Source organism: Rhizobium sp. 1399, assembly GCF_031455475.1.
In the GTDB taxonomy this organism is placed as follows: Bacteria; Pseudomonadota; Alphaproteobacteria; order Rhizobiales; family Rhizobiaceae; genus Rhizobium.
On record NZ_JAVDSU010000007.1, the window covers coordinates 91467 to 112856 of the forward strand.

The following is a 21390-nucleotide window of genomic DNA, read 5'->3' on the forward strand; positions in this document are numbered from 1 at the left end:
ATCAGGCGCCGTGACGTCAAGCGACGTGACGGGCAAGCGCGCAGCGCGACCAGAGCGAATGCAGCGCGCCGACGAGATGCTCGATATCGGCATCCGAATGCAGCGGCGTCGGCGTGATGCGCAGGCGCTCGGTCTTCTTCGGCACCGTCGGATAATTGATCGGCTGCACATAGACGCCGAAATTGTCGAGCAGCAGATCCGAGATCCACTTGCACTTGGCGGCATCGCCGACCATGACCGGCACAATATGGCTCGGGTTCGGCATGTGCGGAATGCCCTGCTGGTCAAGCAGCGTGCGCAGTTTTCGCACGCGGTCCTGATGGCGCGCGCGTTCGAAGGGGCTTGCCTTCAGATGCCGGATCGAGGCGACCGAGCCGGCAGCGAGGGCCGGCGGTAGCGACGTCGTGAAGATGAAGCCCGACGCAAATGAGCGGATGAAATCGCAGAGCGCGGCGGAAGCCGCGATATAACCACCCATGACGCCGAATGCCTTGGCAAGCGTGCCTTCGATAACGGTGATGCGGTCCATCAGGCCTTCGCGCTCGGCAATACCGCCGCCGCGCGGACCGTACATGCCGACGGCATGGACTTCATCGAGATAGGTCATGGCGCCGTATTTGTCGGCGAGATCGCAGATTTCCTTGATTGGCGCGATATCGCCATCCATCGAATAGACGGATTCGAAGGCGATGAGCTTCGGCGCCTTGGGATCGGCAGCAGCGAGCCTGGCTTCGAGGTCGGCCACGTCATTGTGCTTCCAGATGACCTTCTCGCACTTGGCGTAGCGGATGCCCTCGATCATCGAGGCATGGTTGAAAGCATCGGAGAAGATGATGAGGCCGGGGATCTTGGCGCCGAGCGTCCCGAGCGCCGCCCAGTTGGAAACATAGCCGGATGTGAAGGTCAGCGCGGCTTCCTTGCCATGCAGATCAGCGAGCTCCTGCTCAAGCAGAACATGGTAGTGGTTGGTGCCAGAGATATTCCGGGTGCCTCCCGCACCCGCGCCACAGTGATCGATGGCTTCCTTCATCGCCTCGATCACCTTGGGGTGCTGGCCCATGCCGAGATAGTCATTAGAGCACCAGACGGTCACTTCCTGTTCGCCATTCGCCGTGTGGCGGGTCGCACGCGGAAAGTTACCGCGATGGCGCTCCAGATCGGCAAAAACGCGGTAACGGCCCTCAGTGTGAAGCCCGTCCAACTCGCTTTTGAAAAACGCTTCGAAATCCATCATATGCTCCAGTTCGTACGGCTGTTTCTTGCTGAGACGGCAACCGGACGTCAACCCTTTCGTCCCTGATTTAACATCAACTGCGGCAAAAGGCGCAGACTTTTGAATGATTCCAGATAAAAAATAAGCGAGCCGTGATCGGGGAAATTGATCGACGTCAATTCCGGCGACAAATTCGCTTTTTATCGTGGAAAGAAATCCGCGCCTTACGAAAAAAGCTTGGTGATGGTGGACAAGCCCTTCTTGCGACATAGTTTTCGGGCTAGCCTGGGAAAAAAACAGGTTAGGGACGACATCCGCCCGATGGGGCGCCAAAAACCTCGGAGAGAAGAGATGAAAAAAGTCCTCGTACTCGCATTGATCGGCCTTTCGATCGCAAGCTGCACACCCACGCAACAGGGGGCCGGTATCGGCGCGGCGTCTGGTGCGGTTATCGGCGGCGTGGTCACCGGCGACGTGCGCGGCGCGGCAGTCGGCGCAGCGATCGGCGGCGTTTCGGGCGCGCTTATCGGCAGGGTCGCAGAGCAGCCCGGCCAATGCTACTACCGGGACCGGTATGGCCGCCGCTACATCGATGATTGCCGCTGAGATCTGCAATCAGAATGGGAAAAATGGAAATCCCGGACCCTCGTCCGGGATTTTTTTGTACTAAATTAGTGCGCCAGCAGTTTAAATTGGTACACGTGGCGCGATTTTGCCGCTAAGCTTGCTGTCGGCTGGGGAACGCAGAGCTTCATTTTAATGTAACCCAAAAGCGGCGGATGCGGATTAGAGGGACGGGCCTGAGAACGGGTATTGCGTATCGAGCAGGCGCCATGGTGCTGGTCGCAGCGGCGGCTGCATTTTCACCAGTCCTCGTGGGCAATGCTTACGCATTCAAGCTTTTTGGCATCACCATATTCGGCAAGGACGAGGACGAAAACCTGCAGGTGCCCGATCCTGTGCGCTATGATGTCGACCTGGAAACCGGGACAGCCGATAGCGACCTCAAGGAGGCGCTGGAGAACAGCTCTCGTCTCGTCGGCGACAAGAAGCGTCCGGTTTCAGGCGATCTGGGCGTCGTCGTGAAAGCCCGCGACGACCGCGACAGGCTGATCGCCACACTCTACGAAAAGGCGCGCTACGGCGGCGTGGTGACGATTACCATCGACGGCCGCAACATAGACGATCTGCCACCCAACCCGACTTTCGATCGCTCAAAGCCCATCCCAGTCAAGGTGGATATAGCGCCTGGCCCGGTCTTCACTGTCAATGAAGTGCAGTTCGGCGGCGATGCTGCGCACCGCAATCCCGCCGATTATGATCTGGCGCCCGGCGAGCAAGCCGGCTCGCTCGCCGTCATCAAAGCCGGTGATACGATCGTCGACCAGTTGAAGAGCGAAGGCAGGCCCTTTGCCAAGCTGACGGAGCGGCGCGTGGTCGCCGACCATAGCAAGAACACCGTCGATATCGTTCTCGCTGCCGAAGGTGGTCCGGTTGCTCCGATCGGCGACGTCGGCGTCACTGGCGAGGAAAGGGTCAAGCCGGAATTCATCCAACGTTATTCCCGCCTGCAGAAGGGCGAAGCCTATTCGCCCGAGGCATTGAGGAAGGCAGGCGAGCGCCTGCGCGCGCTTGGCGTGTTCTCCAGTGTGACGATCCACGAAGGCGACGCACTGGCCTCCGATGGTACCTTGCCCATGACGATCGAGGTTTCCGAAGGCAAGCGGCGCTACCTCGGCATCGGCGCGCAATATTCGACGATCGACGGTTTCGGCGTCAACGGTTACTGGGGCCATCGCAACCTGTTCGGCGGGGCCGAATCGCTGCGCATCGAAGGCGCCGTCTCACGCCTCGGCGAAGCGTCCGACCTCGGCGATCTCGATTACTCCGCCGGCATTCTCTTCACGAAACCGGGCTTCATCAATCCGTCCGCCACCCTTAAGGCCGGAATCGTCGCCAAGACGCAAAATCCGGATGCCTATAATGCCAAGCTCATCACCGCCTCGCTCGGCCTCTCCTATGAATTGACGGATCAGGACACCATCTCTGCAGCCGGCGAGGTGAGCTTCGAGAATGACGACGACGCTTTCGGCAACAACAACTATCTGACCTTCACGCTGCCGATCACTTATGATCGCGACGCCCGCGACGACAAATACAATCCGACCGGGGGCTACCACGCCACGCTGTCGGCAAAGCCGGGCTATGAGTTCATGAACGGAACGGTCTATTCGGCCTTCGAGGGCTCGATATCAGGCTATCTCGGTCTCGGCGCCGAAGACGGCATCGTGCTGGCCGCCAAGCTCGCGGCCGGCACGCTGATCGGCGGCGACGGCGTTCAGGATATTCCCGCCACCCAGCGTTTCTTCGCCGGCGGCGGCGGTTCCGTGCGTGGTTACGGCTATCAGGAAATCTCGCCCTATAACGAAAACGACGAGGCCACCGGCGGTCGTTCCTATGTGACCGGCTCCTTTGAGGCGCGTATCAGGATCACCGATACGATCGGCATTGTGCCCTTCCTCGATGTCGGCACGGTTTCGGGCAGCATTGCGCCTGATTTTTCCGATATCAGGGCCGGCGCAGGCGCCGGTATCCGCTATGCAACGCCTTTCGGCCCCCTTCGGCTTGATTTTGCCGTACCGCTGAACAAGTACGACGGTGGGACGGATTATGGAATTTATGCCGGCATAGGCCAGTCGTTCTAGGCCAGTTATCAGGAATGCCGATTTCGCAGTGTTTTCCGACCTGTGAGCTGTCATGAAAACGGGATAGTGTCCGCTCTTATGCAAATGTTGGCGAAAATCATGAACTGGATAATGCGGCTCGTCGGCTACGGCCTCGGCGCGGCGATTATCCTTGCCGTCATTGCTTTGGCGATCTTCGGCTTCACCTCCTTCGGTGCCCGCATCATCACCGAAAATGTCGCTTCCGCGCTCTCCAACCGCGATATGACGATATCCGTGCGCGAACCCGAGGGCCTGCTGACCGGCGGGCTGCGAGCAGCCGAGATCACCCTGTCGGACACGCGTGGCACATTTGCAGAAATCCACGGCATCGCCGTCGACTGGGATCCCCTGGCGCTGCTGACCGGCACCTTCCACGCCAGACAGGTATCCGTCGCCTCCATCGACCTCCGCCGCCAGCCGGTACGCACCCTCCCGTCTAGGCCGGCGACTCCGGAGGAGGGAAGCAGCGGAGGCTTCCGGCTGCCGTTGAAGATCGATATCGAACATATCGCCTTGCCCGATATTTCCCTTGGCGCACCGCTGACCGGCCGCGCCTTCTCGCTTGCCGCCACCGGCAACCTCAGAGCCGATGGCGATGGCGGCGAAGCGCTTGTTAACGTCAACCGCCACCAGGTTCCCGACGCAAAGCTCTCCGCCGATGTCGCCTTCACCCCGGCAAACGGCCATCTGCGGCTGAACGCCCAGCTTGCCGAACCGCAGGGCGGCCTGCTCGCCGGCTTTCTCGGTCTGCCCGGCAGCCCGGCGGTCAATATTGCGCTCAACGGCGAAGGTCCGATCTCGGACTGGAACGGCAAGCTGCAGGCTGCTCTCGATGGCCAGCAACGTGCCTCGCTGGAAGGCAAGCACGCAATCACGCCCGACGGCTTGCATCATCTCGACCTCAAGGGCGGCGGCGATGTAAGCTCGCTGCTCCCCATGGCATTCCGGCCGCTTTTTGCAGGCCAGACGAATATCGATGTATCCGCGACCTTCGACAATCATGGCAAGATCGATATTCAGACCGGCAATCTCGCGACCGGCAGCGTCGTCATCGCCGCTTCCGGCACGCTCGATCCTGCCGGCAATAACAGCCTGAATGCTAATGTGCTCGGCACCTCGGGTCCGGTCGATTTCCGCTGGCCGCTTGCCGATGGCGAAGCGCGCTTCATGATTTCGGGCCTCAATCTGGCGATGACCGGACAGGCACAGGCCGTGCGCATCAACGCCAGCGGATCGCTGGATTCCGCCACGATGCCACAGGCCGATATCGGCAACGTCAAGCTGACGGCCAAGAGCGATGCCTTCAATCTCGCCAATGGTGCCGGCGATATCCAGTTGCGCCTCGTCGCGGGTGACGCCACCTTCACCGAGCCCAACCTCAACCGCGCGGTTCGGGGTCCGATCACACTCGTCGCGCCGCTTCAGATTTCGCGCAACGGCATCGGCTTCAACGGCACGACCGTCGAAAGCGCCAATATCGGCGCCGATCTCAACGGCTCCTATCGCCTGGCCGACAATACGCTGACCGGCAATGCGAAATTTACCGTCCAGCCCGCCGCCTTGCCGCCGGCCGTCGCCGAAAAGTTCGATGCACCGATCAACCTCGAAACCCAGATTGCCGGCACGATCCCCTCCAAGGTGACGTTGTCGAACATCACGATCAAATCCCCGACCATCGAGGCAGGCGGCAATGTCGCGCTCGAAGATGACGTGCTGACGGCCGATCTCGCCGGCAAGCTTCCCGATATCGGCAAGCTGCTGTCGGGCACGAGTGGGGAAGCGGATTACAGCATCAAGGCAAGCGGCACGCTTCCAGCACTTGCGCTCACCGCCAATGTGAAAGCCGCCAGCCTGCAGATGGCCGATCGCAAGGTCGGCGATCTCAACATCGACCTCACGGGCTCTGCCGATCCTGCTGCTCCGCAGGGCCGGATCGCCGCGACCGGCACGATCGACGGCCAGCCGATCGGCATCAATGGAGACGTCAAGTCCGAGAAGGGGATCATTTCTATCCCCGCGCTGACGGCCGCTGTCGGCAGCAATCGCCTGGAGGGCAACCTCACGCTTTCGTCAGACATGACGCCGGCGGGTGTGCTGACCTTCGACTTCCCTGATATCAGCCTGCTTGCCGCTCTCGGTGGCCAGAAGGCGGAAGGCGACCTCAAGGGCTCCGTAGATATCACCGGCAATGACGGCAAGATCGCGCTCAAGGTTGCCGCCAACGGCGGCGGCATTCACCGCGACACACTGACGATCGCCAAGCCGACGATCGACGTGACCGTCAGCGATATCAAGGCTTTTGCGGCCAGCGGCACGATACGGGCCGACGAGTTCGGCGTCGGTACCAACAAGCTTACCGGCATTGCGCTTGATTTCGTCCAGCAGCAGACCCGCACCGACTTCAATCTGGATGCAGGCTATGACGGCAATCCGCTGCAGGCCGCCGGCAGCGTGCAGTCTGCAGGCGGCATGATCGATCTCAGTCTCGATCGCTTCGCCGCCAAGCCGCACAACATTCCGGTCGAACTGGCGTCACCTGCACAGGTCAACGTCACGAAGGGAGTTGCCAGCCTGAACGGTCTGACCGTCAAGACCGGCAGCGGCTCGGTATCGGTCACCGGTTCGGCTGGTGAGACCCTGAAGCTCGATGCCGTCATCTCCGACCTGCCGGCAAGCCTTGCCAACAGCTTCGTTCCCAATCTTGCCGCCGACGGCACGATTTCCGGGACGGTGAACGTAACCGGGACACCGGCCGCTCCCACAGTCAATTTCAAGCTCGATTGGAAGGATGCGGCCACCAGCCATACAAAAGGCGCCAGCATCGCCCCTCTCGGCATCTCGACATCGGGCACCTTCGCCGACAACAAGCTGAACTTCGATGGCGGCATTAGCGGCGCTGACGGCCTTTCCTTGAAGGCGGCGGGCGACGTCGGCCTTGCGGATCCGAATGGCCCGACCCTCAATATCAACGCCGACATCGTCAGCCTGCCGGCAAAGCTCGCCAACGGCTTTGTTCCCGATCTTGCTGCAGAAGGTACGGTTTCGGGAACGGTCACGGCAACAGGCACGCCCGCGGCACCAGCGGCCGATTTCAAGCTGAACTGGAAAAACGCCGCGACGAGCCAGACAAAGAGCGCCAAGCTTGCCGGTCTGTCGCTCAACGCATCCGGCAGGTTTGCGGATAACAAGCTCGATTTCGATACGGCGCTCACCGGCAAGGGCGGACTATCGCTGAAAGCGCTCGGTAATGTCGCTATTACCGGAACCACGATCGGCAACATCAAGGTCGATGCCGAGCTTGCGAATGTTCCTGCCAATATCGCCAACGGTTTCGTGAAGGATCTCGACGCCGGCGGAACGATTTCGGGCACAGCCTCGGCGTCAGGGACGCCTGCAGCACCGGCTGCGGATTTCAAGCTCAGCTGGCAGGACGCCACGACACGGCACACCAAGACCGCCGGCCTGACCGGACTGGACCTTACGGCGACCGGCCATTTTGCTGACCAAAAACTCGATTTCGATGCCAACCTCGCCGGACCGAAGGCCCTGTCGCTGAAGGCGACGGGCAATGTCGAGCTTGCTGGGACGGCAGTGCGCAATCTGAAGGTCGATGCAGATCTCGCAAACCTTCCAGCCGGCCTTGCCAACGGCTTCGTTCCCGATCTGGGCGCCGAAGGCACGATTTCCGGCAAGGCGTCGGCCTCCGGCTCGCTGCCGACACCGGCAGTCACTTTCGATCTGGCCTGGGCAAATGCGGCAACGCGCCAGACGAAGAGCAACGGCCTCACCGATCTTTCCGCCAAGGCCACTGGCAAATATGAAAACAACAGGGTCGATTTCGACGCCAATCTCGGCAGCGGCAACGGCGCGCTGCTGAAAGCGAACGGCGGTGTGACGATCGACGGCACCGCCATTCGCGACCTCGCCGTCAACGCTGACATTGCCGGCCTGCCCGCAAACCTCGCCAATGGCTTCGTGCCAGGTCTTGGTGCTGAGGGCATAATCTCCGGCGCTGCCGTCACCTCAGGCACGCCGACAGAGCCGGTGGTTGATTTCAAGCTCGACTGGACGAACGCGGCAACGCGCCAAACCAAGACCGCCGGTCTTTCTGGCCTGGCGCTTGCCGCGTCGGGAAAATACGTCAGCAACCGTCTGGATTTCGACGCCAGTTTGAATGGCAAAGGTGGCGTCTCGCTGAAAGCCGCCGGCAATCTCGCATTGGCAGGCACCACGATCCAGGGCATCGATGCAAAGGCCGATATCACCAATCTGCCGGCGGCCGTCGCCAACGGGTTCGTCCCTGATATTGGAGCAGAAGGCATCGTCACAGCGACGGCGACGGCCTCCGGATCGCTCACCGCCCCCTCCGCCGATTTCAAGATCGACTGGAAAAACGCCGGAACGAAACAGACCAGAACTGCCGGGCTCTCCGGCCTGACGCTCGCCGCTTCGGGCAAGCTCAGCAAAGACCGGCTGGATTTCGACGCCAATCTCAACGGCAATGGTGGTGTCTCGCTGAAGGCAGCGGGCAATCTCGATATAGCCGGAACGACCGTCAAGGGCGTCAATGCCAAGGCCGATATCGTCAATCTGCCGGCGGCCGTCGCCAATGGGTTCGTTCCGAACCTTGGTGCCGAAGGCGCCATCACGGCGACGGCGACTGCCTCGGGATCGCTTCCTCTTCCCTCGGTCGATTTCAAGGTCGACTGGAAGAATGCCGAAACGAGCCAGACCAAGAGCGCCGGCCTTGCGCCACTCACCCTTGGCGCAAGCGGCAAGCTGGCCGACAACCGCCTAACGGTCGACACCAGTCTCGCCGGCGACGGTGGACTTTCTCTGAAAGGCGGCGGCACTCTCGCAATGACAGGCAACCGCGCGATGTCGATGCGTTTCAACGGCAGCCTTCCCTTCGGCGTTCTCGGCGCACAGCTCGCCCAGCAAGGTCTTGTTGCCGAGGGCGTCGCCAACGTGAACCTGGAAGTCAGCGGCACGACGGCGGCCCCTGTCATCAACGGAACGGTCACCACGGATGGCGCAAAGCTGATCGACGTGCGCCGCAACCTCGCCCTCGAAGGCCTTGGCGCGACCATCACGTTCAACGGTCAGCAGGCCATCATTTCGCGGCTGAACGGCAGGCTCGCAAGCGGCGGCTCGATCTCGGCGAGCGGTTCGGTTGGCATCAGCGGCAGTTTCCCCGCCGATCTTTCCATCCGCCTGGACCACGCGGTCTATGTCGACGGCACGCTGGTTGTCGCAACAGTCGACGGCACGCTCGGCCTTAGGGGACCGCTGCTTTCCAATCCCACGCTTGATGGTAAGCTTCACATCGACAAGGCTTCGATCACCGTACCGGAGAGGCTGCCGACATCGCTGCGTGAAATCGATATCCGCCATATCCACGCGCCGCCCGCAGTGCTTGCCCAACTCCGGGACAATGCTCAGCAGCAGCCCCGGGAAAAATCTTCGACCATCATGCTGGATATCCAGCTCGATGCACCCTCGCAGATCTTCGTGCGCGGCCGCGGTATCGATGCGGAAGTCGGCGGGAACATCACGATCCGCGGCTCGGCTGCCGCGCCCGAAGTTGCCGGTGCCTTCACCATGCGCCGCGGCCGTCTGACGATCCTCAACCGCCGTCTCGATTTCTCCGACCGCAGCCGCATCACATTTGCCGGCGACCTGACGCCCGCCCTCGACATGGAGGCCACTTCCACGTCAGGCACGACGACACTCACGGTGGATGTCGCGGGCCTCGCAACCGACCCCGCCATCACTTTCTCCTCGTCACCTGCCCTGCCGCAGGACGAAGTGCTGGCCCAGCTCATCTTCGGCCAATCCATGTCCCGCCTGTCGCCAGTACAGATCGCCCAGCTTGCCGATGCCGTCAGCCAGCTCGCCGGCAATCGTTCGACATCGCTCTTCGAAGGGCTCCGCAACCAGCTTGGCGTCGACGACCTCGACATCAGCACGGACGCGAAGGGCCGGACCAGCGTCAGTGTCGGCCGCTACCTCAACGAACGGACCTATTTCGAGCTGCAGCAGGGCGGAGAAGCCGGCGCCAAGGCAATCATCAATCTGGATGTCGGCCGCGGCGTGAAGCTGCGGGGTGCCGCCGGCGGAAATGGTGCAGGCGAAGCGGGCATCGTCTACGAGCATGAATATTGAGGCCAGCCTGGAAAATTGAAGCCTAAAAGCTCGCCTTGCTGGTCTTCAGCAGAATGTTGGTTTCGGTGGTATTGATACCGTCGAAGAGGCGTATCCGGCGCAGCGTCTCGTCGAAGGAGACGAGGTCACGATCCTCGAGCTCGGCGACGAAATCCCATTTGCCGTTGGTGCTGTGCAGCGCGCGCACCTGCGGCAAGCCGCGAAGCTGGGTTGCCACCTTGTCGGCAAGTTTACCATGCACTTCGATCATGACGATGGCCCGAACGCCGGCGGAACGCGTCTCGTGACCGGTGCGGATGGTGAAGCCGGCAATCGTGCCATTTTCGACCAGCCGGTCGATGCGCGTGGCAACCGTCGCCCGCGAAGCCCCCGTCAGCGCCGCAAGCGAGGAGACGGAGATTCGCGCATTGTGCCGAAGCGCACTCAGAAGCTCGTTGTCGAGATCGTCCACGGTTTCACTTTGTCAAATTAGCTTTATCAATCTGCGTAATCATAATCCATTTCTGACACTTTTCCATCTATTTGCCGCCGCCACTTTATCCCACTATCGGCCAAAACAGGCCTCAGAACGGAGCCCTCGGAATGGAAGTACAATCTCGATCTGTCGCTCTTATCGGTGTTCCCCTTGAAGAAGGTTCCGGCCGCAGAGGCGCGGGCATGGGACCGACAGCATTGCGTATTGCGGGCGTCGACAAGGCGCTGAGCGATCTCGGCCACACTGTTGTCGACACGGGCGATCTCAGCATCGTCCCGGCCAGGGACCTTCCCAATCATTCGAAGGCACATAATCTTCGCATCGTCGGCGCCTACACGCGTGCGCTCGAAGCAGCCACCTATGATGCGGCGAAAGCCGGCCACTTCCCGCTGATCCTCGGTGGCGACCACAGCCTTTCCATGGGCAGCGTCTCAGGCATGGCGCGTTATGCCGCCGAAAATGACCGCCCGCTCTTCGTGTTGTGGCTCGACGCCCATTCGGATTTCAATACGCCTGAGACCTCGCCGTCAGGCAATATTCACGGCATGCCGGTCGCCTTCTTCTGCGGTCTGGCGGATTTTGCTGAGATCCTGCCGAAGGACCGTGCACTCGTCGATCCGAAGAAGATCTTCCAGGTGGGCATCCGCTCGGTCGATGCCTCCGAGCGCGTCGAAATCCGCAAGCACGGCGTAAATGTCTTCGACATGCGCTCGCTCGATGAACAGGGCGTAGCTGTGATCCTACGCCAGATCCTGGAAACGATCGAGAAGGCGAACGGCCTGTTGCATGTCAGCTTCGACGTCGATTTCCTCGATCCGGATTTTGCGCCCGGCGTCGGCACCACCGTTCCCGGCGGCGCCACCTTCCGCGAAGCGCACCTCATTATGGAGATGCTGTCCGACAGCGGCCTCGTCTCCTCGCTCGACCTCGTCGAACTCAATCCTTTCCTTGATGACCGCGGCAAGAGCGCCCGCATCATGGTGGAGATGACGGCAAGCCTCTTCGGCCGCCGTATCTTCGATCGTCCTACACGCGCCGCATAAGGGAGCACCGGCCATGAACATCTCGTCGAACCTCATCGCCACCGAACAGCGTCTTGGAGCCAATAACTACAAGCCGCTTGATGTCGTGCTGACGCGGGGGGAAGGTGTTCATGTCTGGGATACGGATGGCAAGCGCTACCTCGACTGCCTCTCGGCCTATTCTGCCGTCAACCAGGGCCATTGCCATCCGAAGATCCTTGCCGCCATGGTCGAGCAGGCCGGTCGCCTGACACTCACCTCGCGCGCCTTCCGCAACGACCAGCTCGCCTATCTCTATGAAGAGCTGGCCGCACTGACTGGCTCCCACAAGATCCTGCCGATGAACTCAGGCGCGGAAGCCGTCGAGACCGCCATCAAGGCGGTTCGCAAATGGGGCTACGAGGTGAAGGGCGTCCCGGAGGGCAAGGCGGAGATCATCGTCTGCGCCAACAATTTCCACGGCCGCACACTGAGCATCATCAGCTTCTCGACTGACCCCGAGGCCCGTACCGGCTTCGGGCCTTATACGCCGGGCTTCCGCATCGTTCCCTTCGGTGATGCAGAGGCTTTCGCGGCGGCCATCAATGCCAATACCGTCGCAGCACTGATCGAGCCGATCCAGGGCGAGGCCGGCGTCATCATTCCGCCGGCCGGTTATTTCACCCGCGTGCGCGAACTCTGCACGGCAAACAACGTCACGCTCATCCTCGACGAAATCCAGACCGGCCTTGGGCGCACCGGCAAGCTGCTCGCCGAAGAACATGAAGGTATCGAAGCCGACGTGACGCTCATCGGCAAGGCGCTTTCCGGCGGCTTTTATCCTGTTTCAGCCGTGCTTTCGAATTCTGAAGTCCTCGGCGTGCTCAAGCCCGGCCAGCATGGCTCGACCTTCGGCGGCAACCCGTTGGCCTGTGCGGTCGCCCGCGCGGCCCTGAAGGTGCTGACCGAAGAAGGAATGATCGAGAACGCCGAGACGATGGGCGACTATTTCCTCGAAGGTCTGCGCTCCATTCGCTCCAACATCGTCAAGGATGTGCGCGGCCGTGGCCTGATGCTCGCGGTCGAATTGGAGCCGGAGGCCGGTGGTGCCCGGCAATATTGCTACGCCCTGAAGGATCGCGGTCTCCTCGCCAAGGACACGCACGACCACACGATTCGCTTCGCGCCGCCGTTGATCATCACCAAGGAACAGGTCGATTGGGCGATCTCGCAAATTGAAAAGACAATAACCTAAAGTAAAGTTGCGGATCGTCTTTACAACCACCACCGGATATTCTCGGATGAAACTAGCTTTCATCTGTTAGAATTCATGAGAAATTGTCAAAATCCGATCGAAAGTAGATTCGGTTACTAATTCTTAATCAAGAAACGATATTTAATTGATGCGACTAGAATCAGCTCCGCATCTTGGGCCGTAGGTTTCACGAATGAATTGGGCCGATCCGCCGCGTTTGCGAGGCGGGACGGACTTTCAAGTATTGCCGGATAACTGCAGCTTTACTGCGTCCCGTCATGCGCGAAATCCGAACCATTCTCCGAGACATCGGCTGGTTGCCATCACACGTCGGGGGATTGAAATGGCATTGTTTTCGTTGGGTGCGACGCCGGATTCGCGTGCGATCGTCACAGCTCTCATGAAATCGCAGGCGACGATCGAATTCGACCTGCAGGGAAAGATCCTGAACGCAAACGAGAATTTCTGCCGAGTGCTGGGCTACAAGCTCAGCGACATTGTCGGCAAGCATCACAGTATTTTCTGCGAGCCGGATTATGTCGCCTCCGCAGCCTACCGGGAATTCTGGCGGAAGCTCGGTCGGGGCGAATTCGATGCCGGTGAATACAAGCGTATCGGCAAGGATGGCCGCGAGGTCTGGATCCAGGCTAGCTACAACCCGCTGATGTCGGGCGGCAAACCCTACAAGATCGTCAAGCTGGCAAGCGACGTGACCGCCATCAAGCTGAGAGCTGCCGATGCCGAAGGCAAGATCGCTGCCCTCTCGCGGGCTCAAGCCGTCATCGAGTTCACCCCGGACGGCGAAATCCTGCTGGCGAACGACAATTTCCTCTCGGTCATGGGTTACCGGCTGGAGGAGATCCGCGGCAAGCACCACAGCATGTTCTGCGAGCCGGACTATGTGCGCTCCGAAGCCTATAAGGAATTCTGGAGGAAACTTGCCGCCGGCCAGTTCGTCGCAGAGGAATTTCTGCGCATCGGCAAGGGCGGCAAAGTCGTCTGGATCCAGGCATCCTATAATCCTATCTTTGACATGAGCGGACGCATCTTCAAGGTCGTCAAATTCGCAACCGACGTCACCGAACGCGTCCGTGCTGTCGATGATCTGGCAACCGGCCTGACTGCGCTTGCCGAGGGCGATCTGACGAAGCGTGTCGAAAATCCTTTCCCGCCCGCGCTGGAAAAGGTTCGGACCGATTTCAATGCCGCGATTGACAGGCTCGGCAGCGCCATGCGCACGGTTCTCAACAATGCCGAGGCGATCGCCAGCGGTGCGCGTGAAACGAAGGAAGCCGCAGACGTGCTGTCCAAACGCACCGAACAGCAGGCCGCGACCGTCGAGGAAACCGCCGCCGCACTCGATGAAATCACCCAGACCGTTGCCGACAGCGCCGGCCGCGCCGCCGAAGCAGGCGGGCTTGTCGCGGAAACGAAGCGCGGCGCAGAACATTCCGGCAGTATCGTCCGCAAGGCCGTCGACGCCATGGGTCAGATCGAGAAATCCTCGCGCGAGATCAGCAATATCATCGGCGTGATCGACGAGATCGCTTTCCAGACCAACCTGCTGGCGCTGAACGCCGGCGTCGAGGCGGCGCGTGCCGGCGAAGCCGGCAAGGGTTTTGCCGTCGTCGCCCAGGAGGTGCGTGAACTCGCACAGCGCTCGGCCAGCGCCGCCAAGGAGATCAAGGCGCTCATTACCACCTCCTCAGAGCACGTGAAAAGCGGTGTCGACCTTGTCGGCCAGACCGGCCAGGCACTGGAACGGATCGTCGCCCAGGTCGGCAATATCGACGTCAACGTCACGGCGATCGTCGAGTCCTCGCGCGAACAATCGACCGGGCTTGTGGAAATCAACAAGGCCGTCAACATCATGGATCAGGGCACACAGCAGAATGCTGCCATGGTGGAAGAGACGACGGCGGCAAGCGCCCGACTTTCGTCCGAGACTGAAAACCTTCGCAATCTCGTCTCACAGTTTAGATTTGGGCAACACTCTTCCGTTAATGTCATCGATAACCGTAACGATGCTTCGCCGGGTGCAAAGCCATCGCGTGGTATGAAGGCAAAGCTCGTCCGCGCCAATGGTGGCGCTGTCGCTTCTGCCCTGGCTTACGATAGTTGGGAAGAATTCTAATGGCCACGATCAACTCCACTAGCTTCAGCGGCGACACGCTCGAAATCATTGCCTTCCGCCTGCACGATCAGGAGTTTTGCGTGAAGACCACGACCATCCGCGAAATCCGCGGCTGGGCGCCGTCGACGCCGATCCCGCACTCTCCGGAAGATGTCATCGGTGTCATGAACCTGCGCGGTTCGGTCATCCCGATCATCGACCTCGCCTACAAGCTCGGCATGAAGAGCACTGTCGCCAATGAGCGCAGCGCCATTGTCGTCGCAGAAGTGCACAATATGGTCATCGGCATGCTGGTTGATCGTGTTTCCGACATCCTGACGATTTCTTCTAGCCATGTTCAACCCGTTCCTGAAGTGACTGCTTCCTTCGACCGCGCGTTCTGCGAAGGTATCATCGCTTCCGAAAACGGCATGATCTGCTTCCTGAACCTCGCAAAAATGTTCAAGGAAAACGAGACGGACGAACTGGCCGCCTGATCGCTTCGCGATATGACATGAACGAGGAACCGCTCCACAAGGGCGGTTTTTGTTGTTCAAGCTTTCGTTGTGTGCCGGAGGTTCGCTGCCGCGACGTCGTTGGAGACAAGTGGTTCCGACGCCAGCCTCGTCAAGCTTTGCAAGATTGTTCTTGCAATGAACTGATCCTCTTGAAAACCGGGCGGTAAGCACGCTTCCCGCCCGGTCTCCTCCAACTCCGGTTTCTCTACAGCTCCCGCAGGGGAGTTTTTAGCCGAACAATGCCAACGTCGCCTTCAGCGTTACCCAAACGCCCCAGAGCAGCGGAATGCCGACCACGGCCCAGGCAAGCGCCGCCTTGGCATCGAGACCGCCCGTGCCAATGCCGAAAGAGCCCGTGGGGCCAGCGTTGACCGCAGCGCTCCTCGCCTGAAGCGCAGCGACTTCATCATCCGACATGAACCATTTGTCGGAGAGCGGCCGCACGAAAGCATTGGCGACCAGGCCGAGCGCCAGCATGCAGGCAAGGATATACATCGTGCCCGTATAGAGCGCCGGCCCGGGCGCTACGCCGGCGGCGATCTGTGCTTCGCGGATATAGTTGACGACGACAGGGCCGACGATGCCGGCGGTTGCCCAGGCCGTCAGCAGACGGCCATGAATGGCGCCGACGAACTGCGTACCGAAAATATCAGCGAGATAGGCCGGGATAGTCGCGAAGCCACCGCCATACATCGACAGGATGATGCCGAAGGCAAGCACGAAGAGGGCCTTGTTGCCCATATCCGCCAGCGTCGGAGCTGCGGCATAGAGCACGATGCCGAGGATGAAGAAAGTATAATAGGTATTCTTGCGGCCGATCTTGTCGGACAGCGAAGCCCAGAAGAACCGCCCGCCGATGTTGAAGAGCGACAGCAGACCGGCAAAGCCGGCAGCAATCGTCGCAATCGACGCCTTCTGACCGGCATCAAGCTGCGCAAAGCCGACATCCGGCAGCCCAATCAGCGAACCGGCGAAGATTTCCTGCAGCATCGGCGAAGCCATGCCGATAACGCCGATACCAGCCGACACGTTGAGGCAGAGCACCGCCCAGATCAGCCAGAACTGCTTCGTCCTGTGGGCATCGCGCAGATGCACGTGTTTGGTGGTGATCATCGTGCTCTTGGTGGCGGGCGGGGTCCAACCTTCCGGACGCCAGCCGGTCGGCGGAATACGGTACCCGAAGGCACCGCCGATCATGAAGACGAAATAGATGGCCGCCATGACGATGAAGGTCTGCCAGACGCCGACGGACGTATCCGTCTTGAAGGTGTTCATCAGGAGGTTGGCCAGCGGAGCGCCGATCATTGCACCGCCACCGAAGCCCATGATCGCCATGCCGGTCGCCATGCCGCGTCGGTCCGGAAACCATTTGATAAGTGTGGAAACCGGTGAAATGTAGCCGAGACCGAGGCCGATGCCGCCGATCACGCCAGCGCCGATCCACATGATCCAGAGCTGGTGAGAAATGACCCCGAAAGCCGCGATGATGATGCCGCCGCACCAGCAGCAGGCCGAGACGGCGCCCGCCTTGCGCGGACCGACCCGCTCCAGCCAGCCACCCCAGATGGCAGCGGACGAACCGAGCAGCACGAAGAAGAGCGTATAGATCCAGCCAAGATCGGCGACGCGCCAGTCGCAGGTCGTGGTGAAGAGCGCCGATACGAGCGTCAAATCCGGGCAGGCCGTCGAAGCGGTAATGCCGAGGGATTTCGACAGCGGCAGCCAGAACACGCTGAAGCCATAGGCCATGCCGATGCAAAGATGGATGGCGAGCGCGGCCGGCGGCACGAGCCACCGATTGAAGCCGGGCCTTGCGATGATCCTTTCGCGATCCAGCAAACCCACACCTGTCAATACGCCGCCCGAACTTGTATCCGCTGCAGTCATGAACAACTCCTCCTTGATTCAGACCTTGCTGTCACAAGCGCATGCGCAAGCGGGTCGATCCCGCCTCCCCTCTTTCATGCGCCGATGTTGATTTATCGAAGCGGCTGTTCTGCCGGCTCCGGTTTGCGGATCAGAGGAACGGCCTGCAGCACGAGCGCGTCGAGGCCACTATCTTCCTTTTCCAGGATTTCGAAGAGTTGCCGCCGCATGCGCGGCTCCCAGAATTTGTTCATATGCGTTGCAACCCCTTGCGCAGCCTCGCTTTCGGGCTGTGTCTTGAAGAAGGTTGCGATCTGGTTTGCCATATAGACGAGTTTGGTCTTGGTATCATGCGACATCGGCGATGCTTCCTGGCGACAGGCGATGCGGGTGGGTGAAAATCTCGAAATCCTCACCGCGAACGAGGGCGACAAGCGTCATGCCGGCTTCCTCGGCCGTGCGGATGGCAAGTGCGGTCGGCGCGGAAATGGCGATCAGCACGGGCGCGCCGAGGATCGCCGTCTTCTGAACCATTTCGACGGATAGGCGGCTGGTAACAGCGACAGCGCCGGAAGCGCCGGCCTGCCCCGCCCTGATGACGGCGCCACAGAGCTTATCGAGCGCATTGTGCCGGCCGACATCCTCACGCACGGCGATCAATCCCTTGCCGGGGATGTAGAAGCCGGCGCCATGAACGGCTCGCGTCTCGCGATGCAGCGGCTGGGAATCGTTGAGCAGCGCGATCGCCTGCACGATATCGGCATGCGACAGCGACAGCTCGGTCTTGGAAACATCAGGCACCTTCCTGACCGCCTGCTCGATCGACTCGATACCGCAGAGACCGCAGCCGACAGGCCCCGCCATGCTGCGCCGCCGCTTTCTGAGCGCGTCCTCGACATCATCAATAAGCGTCACCTGGACGTCGATACCCTTCTCGTCCTCGATGAACTCGACACCAGCGACCTGGCTGCGGTCGGTGATAATGCCCTCCGTAAGGCTGAAGCCGACCGCGAAATCCTCGAGATCGCCGGGCGTGGCCATCATGACCGCATGCGAACTGCCGCCATAGGAAAAGGCGATCGGCACTTCCTCGGGCACGATACGCTCGCCCCGTGTCATGACGCCGCCCCTCCGGGCGACCTCCGTCACGCTTATGCGGGTCGGCCTTTCCGTCATTATTCCGCCGCCTCCATCTTGCTGGCGATGCGGCGGGACTGACGGGCCTGCTCGTCATACTCGACCTGCCACTCGGACGGGCCGTTGGAAGGCGAAACCTGCACCGCCGTCACCTTGTATTCCGGGCAGTTGGTCGCCCAGTCGGAAAAGTCCGTCGTGATGACATTCGCCTGCGTATCCGGATGGTGGAAGGTCGTATAGACGACGCCGGGCGCCACGCGATCGGTGATCAATGCGCGGAGCGTCGTATCGCCGGAGCGGCTCCCGAGCTTCACCCAATCGCCATCGCGGATGCCGCGCTGTTCGGCATCATGCGGATGAATTTCCAGCCGGTCTTCGGAGTGCCAGATGACATTATCGGTGCGGCGTGTCTGCGCCCCGACATTATACTGGCTAAGAATGCGGCCGGTGGTGAGAAGCAGCGGGAAGCGCGGACCTGTGCGCTCGTCGGTTGCCACATATTCCGTGCGGATGAACTTGCCCTTGCCGCGCACGAACCCATCCACATGCATGATCGGCGAGCCGAGCGGATGCTGCTCGTTGCAGGGCCACTGAACGGAGCCCATCTTGTCGAGATAGTCGTAAGAGACCGAAGCGAAGCTCGGCGTCGTCGCGGCAATCTCATCCATGATCTCGGACGGATGCGTATAGTGCCAGTCGAGGCCCATGGCCTGGGCGAGCTTCTGCGTCACTTCCCAGTCGCCATAGCCGTTGCGTGGCGTCATGACCTTGCGCACGCGGTTGATACGGCGCTCGGCATTGGTAAAGGTGCCGTCCTTTTCCAGGAAGGTAGAGCCCGGTAGGAAGACGTGAGCATAGTTCGCCGTTTCGTTAAGGAAGAGATCCTGTACGACGACGCATTCCATGGCGGCAAGGCCGGCGGCGACATGTTTGGTGTCCGGATCGGACTGCAGAATGTCTTCGCCCTGGATATAGATACCCTTGAAAGAGCCATCGACGGCAGCATCCAGCATGTTCGGAATACGCAGGCCCGGCTCGTTGTTGAGCTTCACGCCCCAGAGCTTTTCGAAAATATCGCGCGTCGCATCGTCGGAGATGTGGCGATAGCCCGGCAGCTCATGCGGGAACGAGCCCATGTCGCAGGAGCCCTGCACATTGTTCTGACCACGCAGCGGGTTCACACCGACGCCGGGACGGCCGATATTGCCGGTCGCCATGGCAAGGTTGGCGATCGCCATGACCGTCGTCGAGCCCTGGCTGTGTTCGGTGACGCCGAGACCGTAATAGATGGCGCCATTGCCGCCGGTCGCGAAAAGCCGGGCAGCGCCGCGCAGATCTTCCGGCTTCACACCGGTAAACTTCTCGACGGCTTCCGGGCTATGCTGCGGCTCGGCGACAAAAGCCGCCCAATCCTCGAACTCCGACCAGTCGCAACGCTCGCGGATGAATTTCTCGTCGTAGAGGCCTTCGGTCACGATCACATGCGCAAGCGCCGTCATGATTGCGACATTAGTGCCGGGCTTCAGCGGCAGATGGAAAGATGCCTCCACATGCGGCGAGCGGATAATATCGATACGACGCGGATCGATGACAATAAGCTTGGCACCCTGCCGCAGCCGCTTCTTCAGGCGCGAACCGAAGACCGGATGGCCGTCGGTCGGATTGGCACCGATGATGATGACCACATCGGACTGTTCGACGCTGTCGAAATTCTGCGTGCCAGCCGATGTGCCGAAAGCCTGGCCCAGTCCATAACCTGTCGGCGAATGGCAGACGCGGGCGCAGGTATCGACATTGTTGTTGCCGAAGCCAGCGCGGATCAGCTTCTGGACAAGGTAAGTCTCTTCATTGGTGCAGCGGGACGATGTGATACCGCCGATCGCTTCGCGGCCATACTGATACTGGATGCGGCGAAACTCGGAAGCGACATGGGCATAGGCCTCGTCCCAGGTCACTTCACGCCAGGGATCCGTCACCTTCTCGCGGATCATCGGGTTGAGGATGCGGTCCTTATGGGTTGAGTAGCCATAGGCAAAGCGCCCCTTGACACAGGAATGGCCGCGGTTTGCCTGCCCATCCTTCCACGGCACCATGCGGACCAGCTCTTCACCACGCATTTCCGCCTTGAAGGAGCAGCCGACGCCGCAATAGGCGCATGTCGTAACGGCCGAATGTTCCGGCTGGCCGATGCGGATGACTGATTTTTCCGTCAGCGTCGCGGTCGGACAGGCCTGCACGCAGGCGCCGCAGGACACGCATTCGGAATCGACGAAATGCTCGTGCATGCCGGGCGAAACACGCGAGCCGAAGCCGCGCCCCTCGATCGTCAGCGCAAAGGTGCCTTGCACCTCCTCGCAGGCGCGCACGCAACGAGAGCAGACAATGCACTTCGACGGATCATAGGTGAAGTACGGATTGGACTCGTCCTTCGGCATCCATTTCAGATTGATTTCGCCGCTGTTGCGCGCCTTGACATGATTGTCGCCCTCATAGCCATAACGCACATCGCGCAGACCGACGGCGCCCGCCATGTCCTGCAGCTCGCAATCACCATTGGCTGCACAGGTCAGACAGTCGAGCGGATGGTCGGAGATATAAAGCTCCATGACGCCGCGGCGGATATTCTTCAGCCGCTCCGTCTGCGTATGGACGACGATGCCGGATGCCACCGGCGTGGTGCAGGAGGCGGGCGTTCCGTTGCGGCCGTCGATTTCGATCAGACAGAGACGGCAGGAACCGAAGGCATCGACCATATCGGTCGCGCAGAGCTTCGGGACCTGAATGCCAGCCTCCATGGAGGCGCGCATAATCGAGGTTCCCTCAGGAACCGTCACCTGCTGGCCGTCGATGGTCAGCGTCACCATCGTTTCGGATTTCGAAGCCGGCGTTCCGTAGTCGATTTCGTGAACAAGAGACATGGT

13 protein-coding genes are annotated in these 21390 nt (G+C 60.7%); 7 read left to right on the forward strand and 6 right to left on the reverse strand.

Annotated elements, in window-relative coordinates:
* Positions 1-16: 16 nt before the first annotated feature.
* Complete coding sequence (gene hemA / locus J2X71_RS21990; RefSeq protein ID WP_310385467.1) at positions 17-1231, reverse strand: 5-aminolevulinate synthase; 1215 nt, start codon at positions 1229-1231, stop codon at positions 17-19.
* A gap of 333 nt (positions 1232-1564) precedes the next feature.
* On the opposite strand from hemA, the gene J2X71_RS21995 reads away from it, so the two are divergent.
* From J2X71_RS21995 to J2X71_RS22005, 3 genes are all read left to right on the forward strand, one after another.
* Entirely contained in the window at positions 1565-1819 is a 255-nt protein-coding gene (locus J2X71_RS21995) for a YMGG-like glycine zipper-containing protein (protein ID WP_007822262.1), read from the forward strand.
* 173 nt (positions 1820-1992) lie between these two features.
* The gene (locus tag J2X71_RS22000; RefSeq protein WP_310384914.1) at positions 1993-3918 is read left to right on the forward strand and encodes an autotransporter assembly complex family protein; all 1926 of its coding nucleotides are present in this window, start codon (positions 1993-1995) and stop codon (positions 3916-3918) included.
* 78 nt (positions 3919-3996) lie between these two features.
* Positions 3997-10104, forward strand: coding sequence for a translocation/assembly module TamB domain-containing protein (locus J2X71_RS22005; protein ID WP_310385469.1), 6108 nt, complete (start codon positions 3997-3999; stop codon positions 10102-10104).
* A gap of 22 nt (positions 10105-10126) precedes the next feature.
* Here the strand turns inward: J2X71_RS22005 and J2X71_RS22010 are convergent, their stop codons facing one another.
* A complete protein-coding gene (locus J2X71_RS22010; protein ID WP_113324229.1) occupies positions 10127-10555 on the reverse strand; it encodes an Lrp/AsnC family transcriptional regulator in 429 nt (142 codons plus the stop codon).
* 131 nt (positions 10556-10686) lie between these two features.
* Here J2X71_RS22010 and rocF point away from each other — a divergent pair, with 131 nt between their 5' ends.
* From rocF to J2X71_RS22030, 4 genes are all read left to right on the forward strand, one after another.
* Positions 10687-11622, forward strand: coding sequence for an arginase (gene rocF / locus J2X71_RS22015; protein ID WP_113324230.1), 936 nt, complete (start codon positions 10687-10689; stop codon positions 11620-11622).
* Positions 11623-11635: 13 nt separating this feature from the next.
* Positions 11636-12835 (forward strand): ornithine--oxo-acid transaminase, encoded by a 1200-nt coding sequence (rocD, locus tag J2X71_RS22020; RefSeq protein ID WP_310384918.1) that lies wholly within the window; start codon positions 11636-11638, stop codon positions 12833-12835.
* Positions 12836-13178: 343 nt separating this feature from the next.
* Positions 13179-14969: a methyl-accepting chemotaxis protein gene (locus tag J2X71_RS22025; protein WP_113324232.1), complete on the forward strand. Its 1791-nt coding sequence runs from the start codon at positions 13179-13181 to the stop codon at positions 14967-14969.
* Positions 14969-15445 (forward strand): chemotaxis protein CheW, encoded by a 477-nt coding sequence (locus J2X71_RS22030; RefSeq protein ID WP_113324233.1) that lies wholly within the window; start codon positions 14969-14971, stop codon positions 15443-15445. Before J2X71_RS22025 ends, J2X71_RS22030 begins: the two co-directional genes overlap by 1 nt.
* Before the next feature lie 249 nt (positions 15446-15694).
* Here J2X71_RS22030 and J2X71_RS22035 read toward each other — a convergent pair whose 3' ends face one another.
* From J2X71_RS22035 to fdhF, 4 genes are all read right to left on the reverse strand, one after another.
* Positions 15695-17353 (reverse strand): OFA family MFS transporter, encoded by a 1659-nt coding sequence (locus J2X71_RS22035; protein ID WP_113324234.1) that lies wholly within the window; start codon positions 17351-17353, stop codon positions 15695-15697.
* 92 nt (positions 17354-17445) lie between these two features.
* On the reverse strand, positions 17446-17691 hold the full coding sequence (locus J2X71_RS22040) for a formate dehydrogenase subunit delta (RefSeq protein ID WP_310384922.1): 246 nt from the start codon (positions 17689-17691) through the stop codon (positions 17446-17448).
* Positions 17681-18508 (reverse strand): formate dehydrogenase accessory sulfurtransferase FdhD, encoded by an 828-nt coding sequence (gene fdhD, locus J2X71_RS22045; protein WP_310384924.1) that lies wholly within the window; start codon positions 18506-18508, stop codon positions 17681-17683. The genes J2X71_RS22040 and fdhD overlap by 11 nt, the downstream gene beginning before the upstream one ends.
* The gene (gene fdhF, locus J2X71_RS22050) at positions 18508-21387 is read right to left on the reverse strand and encodes a formate dehydrogenase subunit alpha (protein ID WP_310384926.1); all 2880 of its coding nucleotides are present in this window, start codon (positions 21385-21387) and stop codon (positions 18508-18510) included. The genes fdhD and fdhF overlap by 1 nt, the downstream gene beginning before the upstream one ends.
* Positions 21388-21390 lie beyond the last annotated feature (3 nt).

What these genes read in the sequence shown, in the direction of transcription:
- J2X71_RS21995 (WP_007822262.1), top strand. Translation starts at nt 1,565, where the DNA reads ATGAAAAAAGTCCTCGTACTCGCATTGATCGGCCTTTCGATCGCAAGC.
- rocD (WP_310384918.1), top strand. Translation starts at nt 11,636, where the DNA reads ATGAACATCTCGTCGAACCTCATCGCCACCGAACAGCGTCTTGGAGCC.
- J2X71_RS22030 (WP_113324233.1), top strand. Translation starts at nt 14,969, where the DNA reads ATGGCCACGATCAACTCCACTAGCTTCAGCGGCGACACGCTCGAAATC.
- J2X71_RS22005 (WP_310385469.1), top strand. Translation starts at nt 3,997, where the DNA reads ATGCAAATGTTGGCGAAAATCATGAACTGGATAATGCGGCTCGTCGGC.
- hemA (WP_310385467.1), bottom strand. Translation starts at nt 1,231, where the DNA reads ATGGATTTCGAAGCGTTTTTCAAAAGCGAGTTGGACGGGCTTCACACT.
- J2X71_RS22035 (WP_113324234.1), bottom strand. Translation starts at nt 17,353, where the DNA reads ATGACTGCAGCGGATACAAGTTCGGGCGGCGTATTGACAGGTGTGGGT.
- J2X71_RS22025 (WP_113324232.1), top strand. Translation starts at nt 13,179, where the DNA reads ATGGCATTGTTTTCGTTGGGTGCGACGCCGGATTCGCGTGCGATCGTC.
- rocF (WP_113324230.1), top strand. Translation starts at nt 10,687, where the DNA reads ATGGAAGTACAATCTCGATCTGTCGCTCTTATCGGTGTTCCCCTTGAA.
- fdhD (WP_310384924.1), bottom strand. Translation starts at nt 18,508, where the DNA reads ATGACGGAAAGGCCGACCCGCATAAGCGTGACGGAGGTCGCCCGGAGG.
- J2X71_RS22040 (WP_310384922.1), bottom strand. Translation starts at nt 17,691, where the DNA reads ATGTCGCATGATACCAAGACCAAACTCGTCTATATGGCAAACCAGATC.
- fdhF (WP_310384926.1), bottom strand. Translation starts at nt 21,387, where the DNA reads ATGTCTCTTGTTCACGAAATCGACTACGGAACGCCGGCTTCGAAATCC.
- J2X71_RS22000 (WP_310384914.1), top strand. Translation starts at nt 1,993, where the DNA reads ATGCGGATTAGAGGGACGGGCCTGAGAACGGGTATTGCGTATCGAGCA.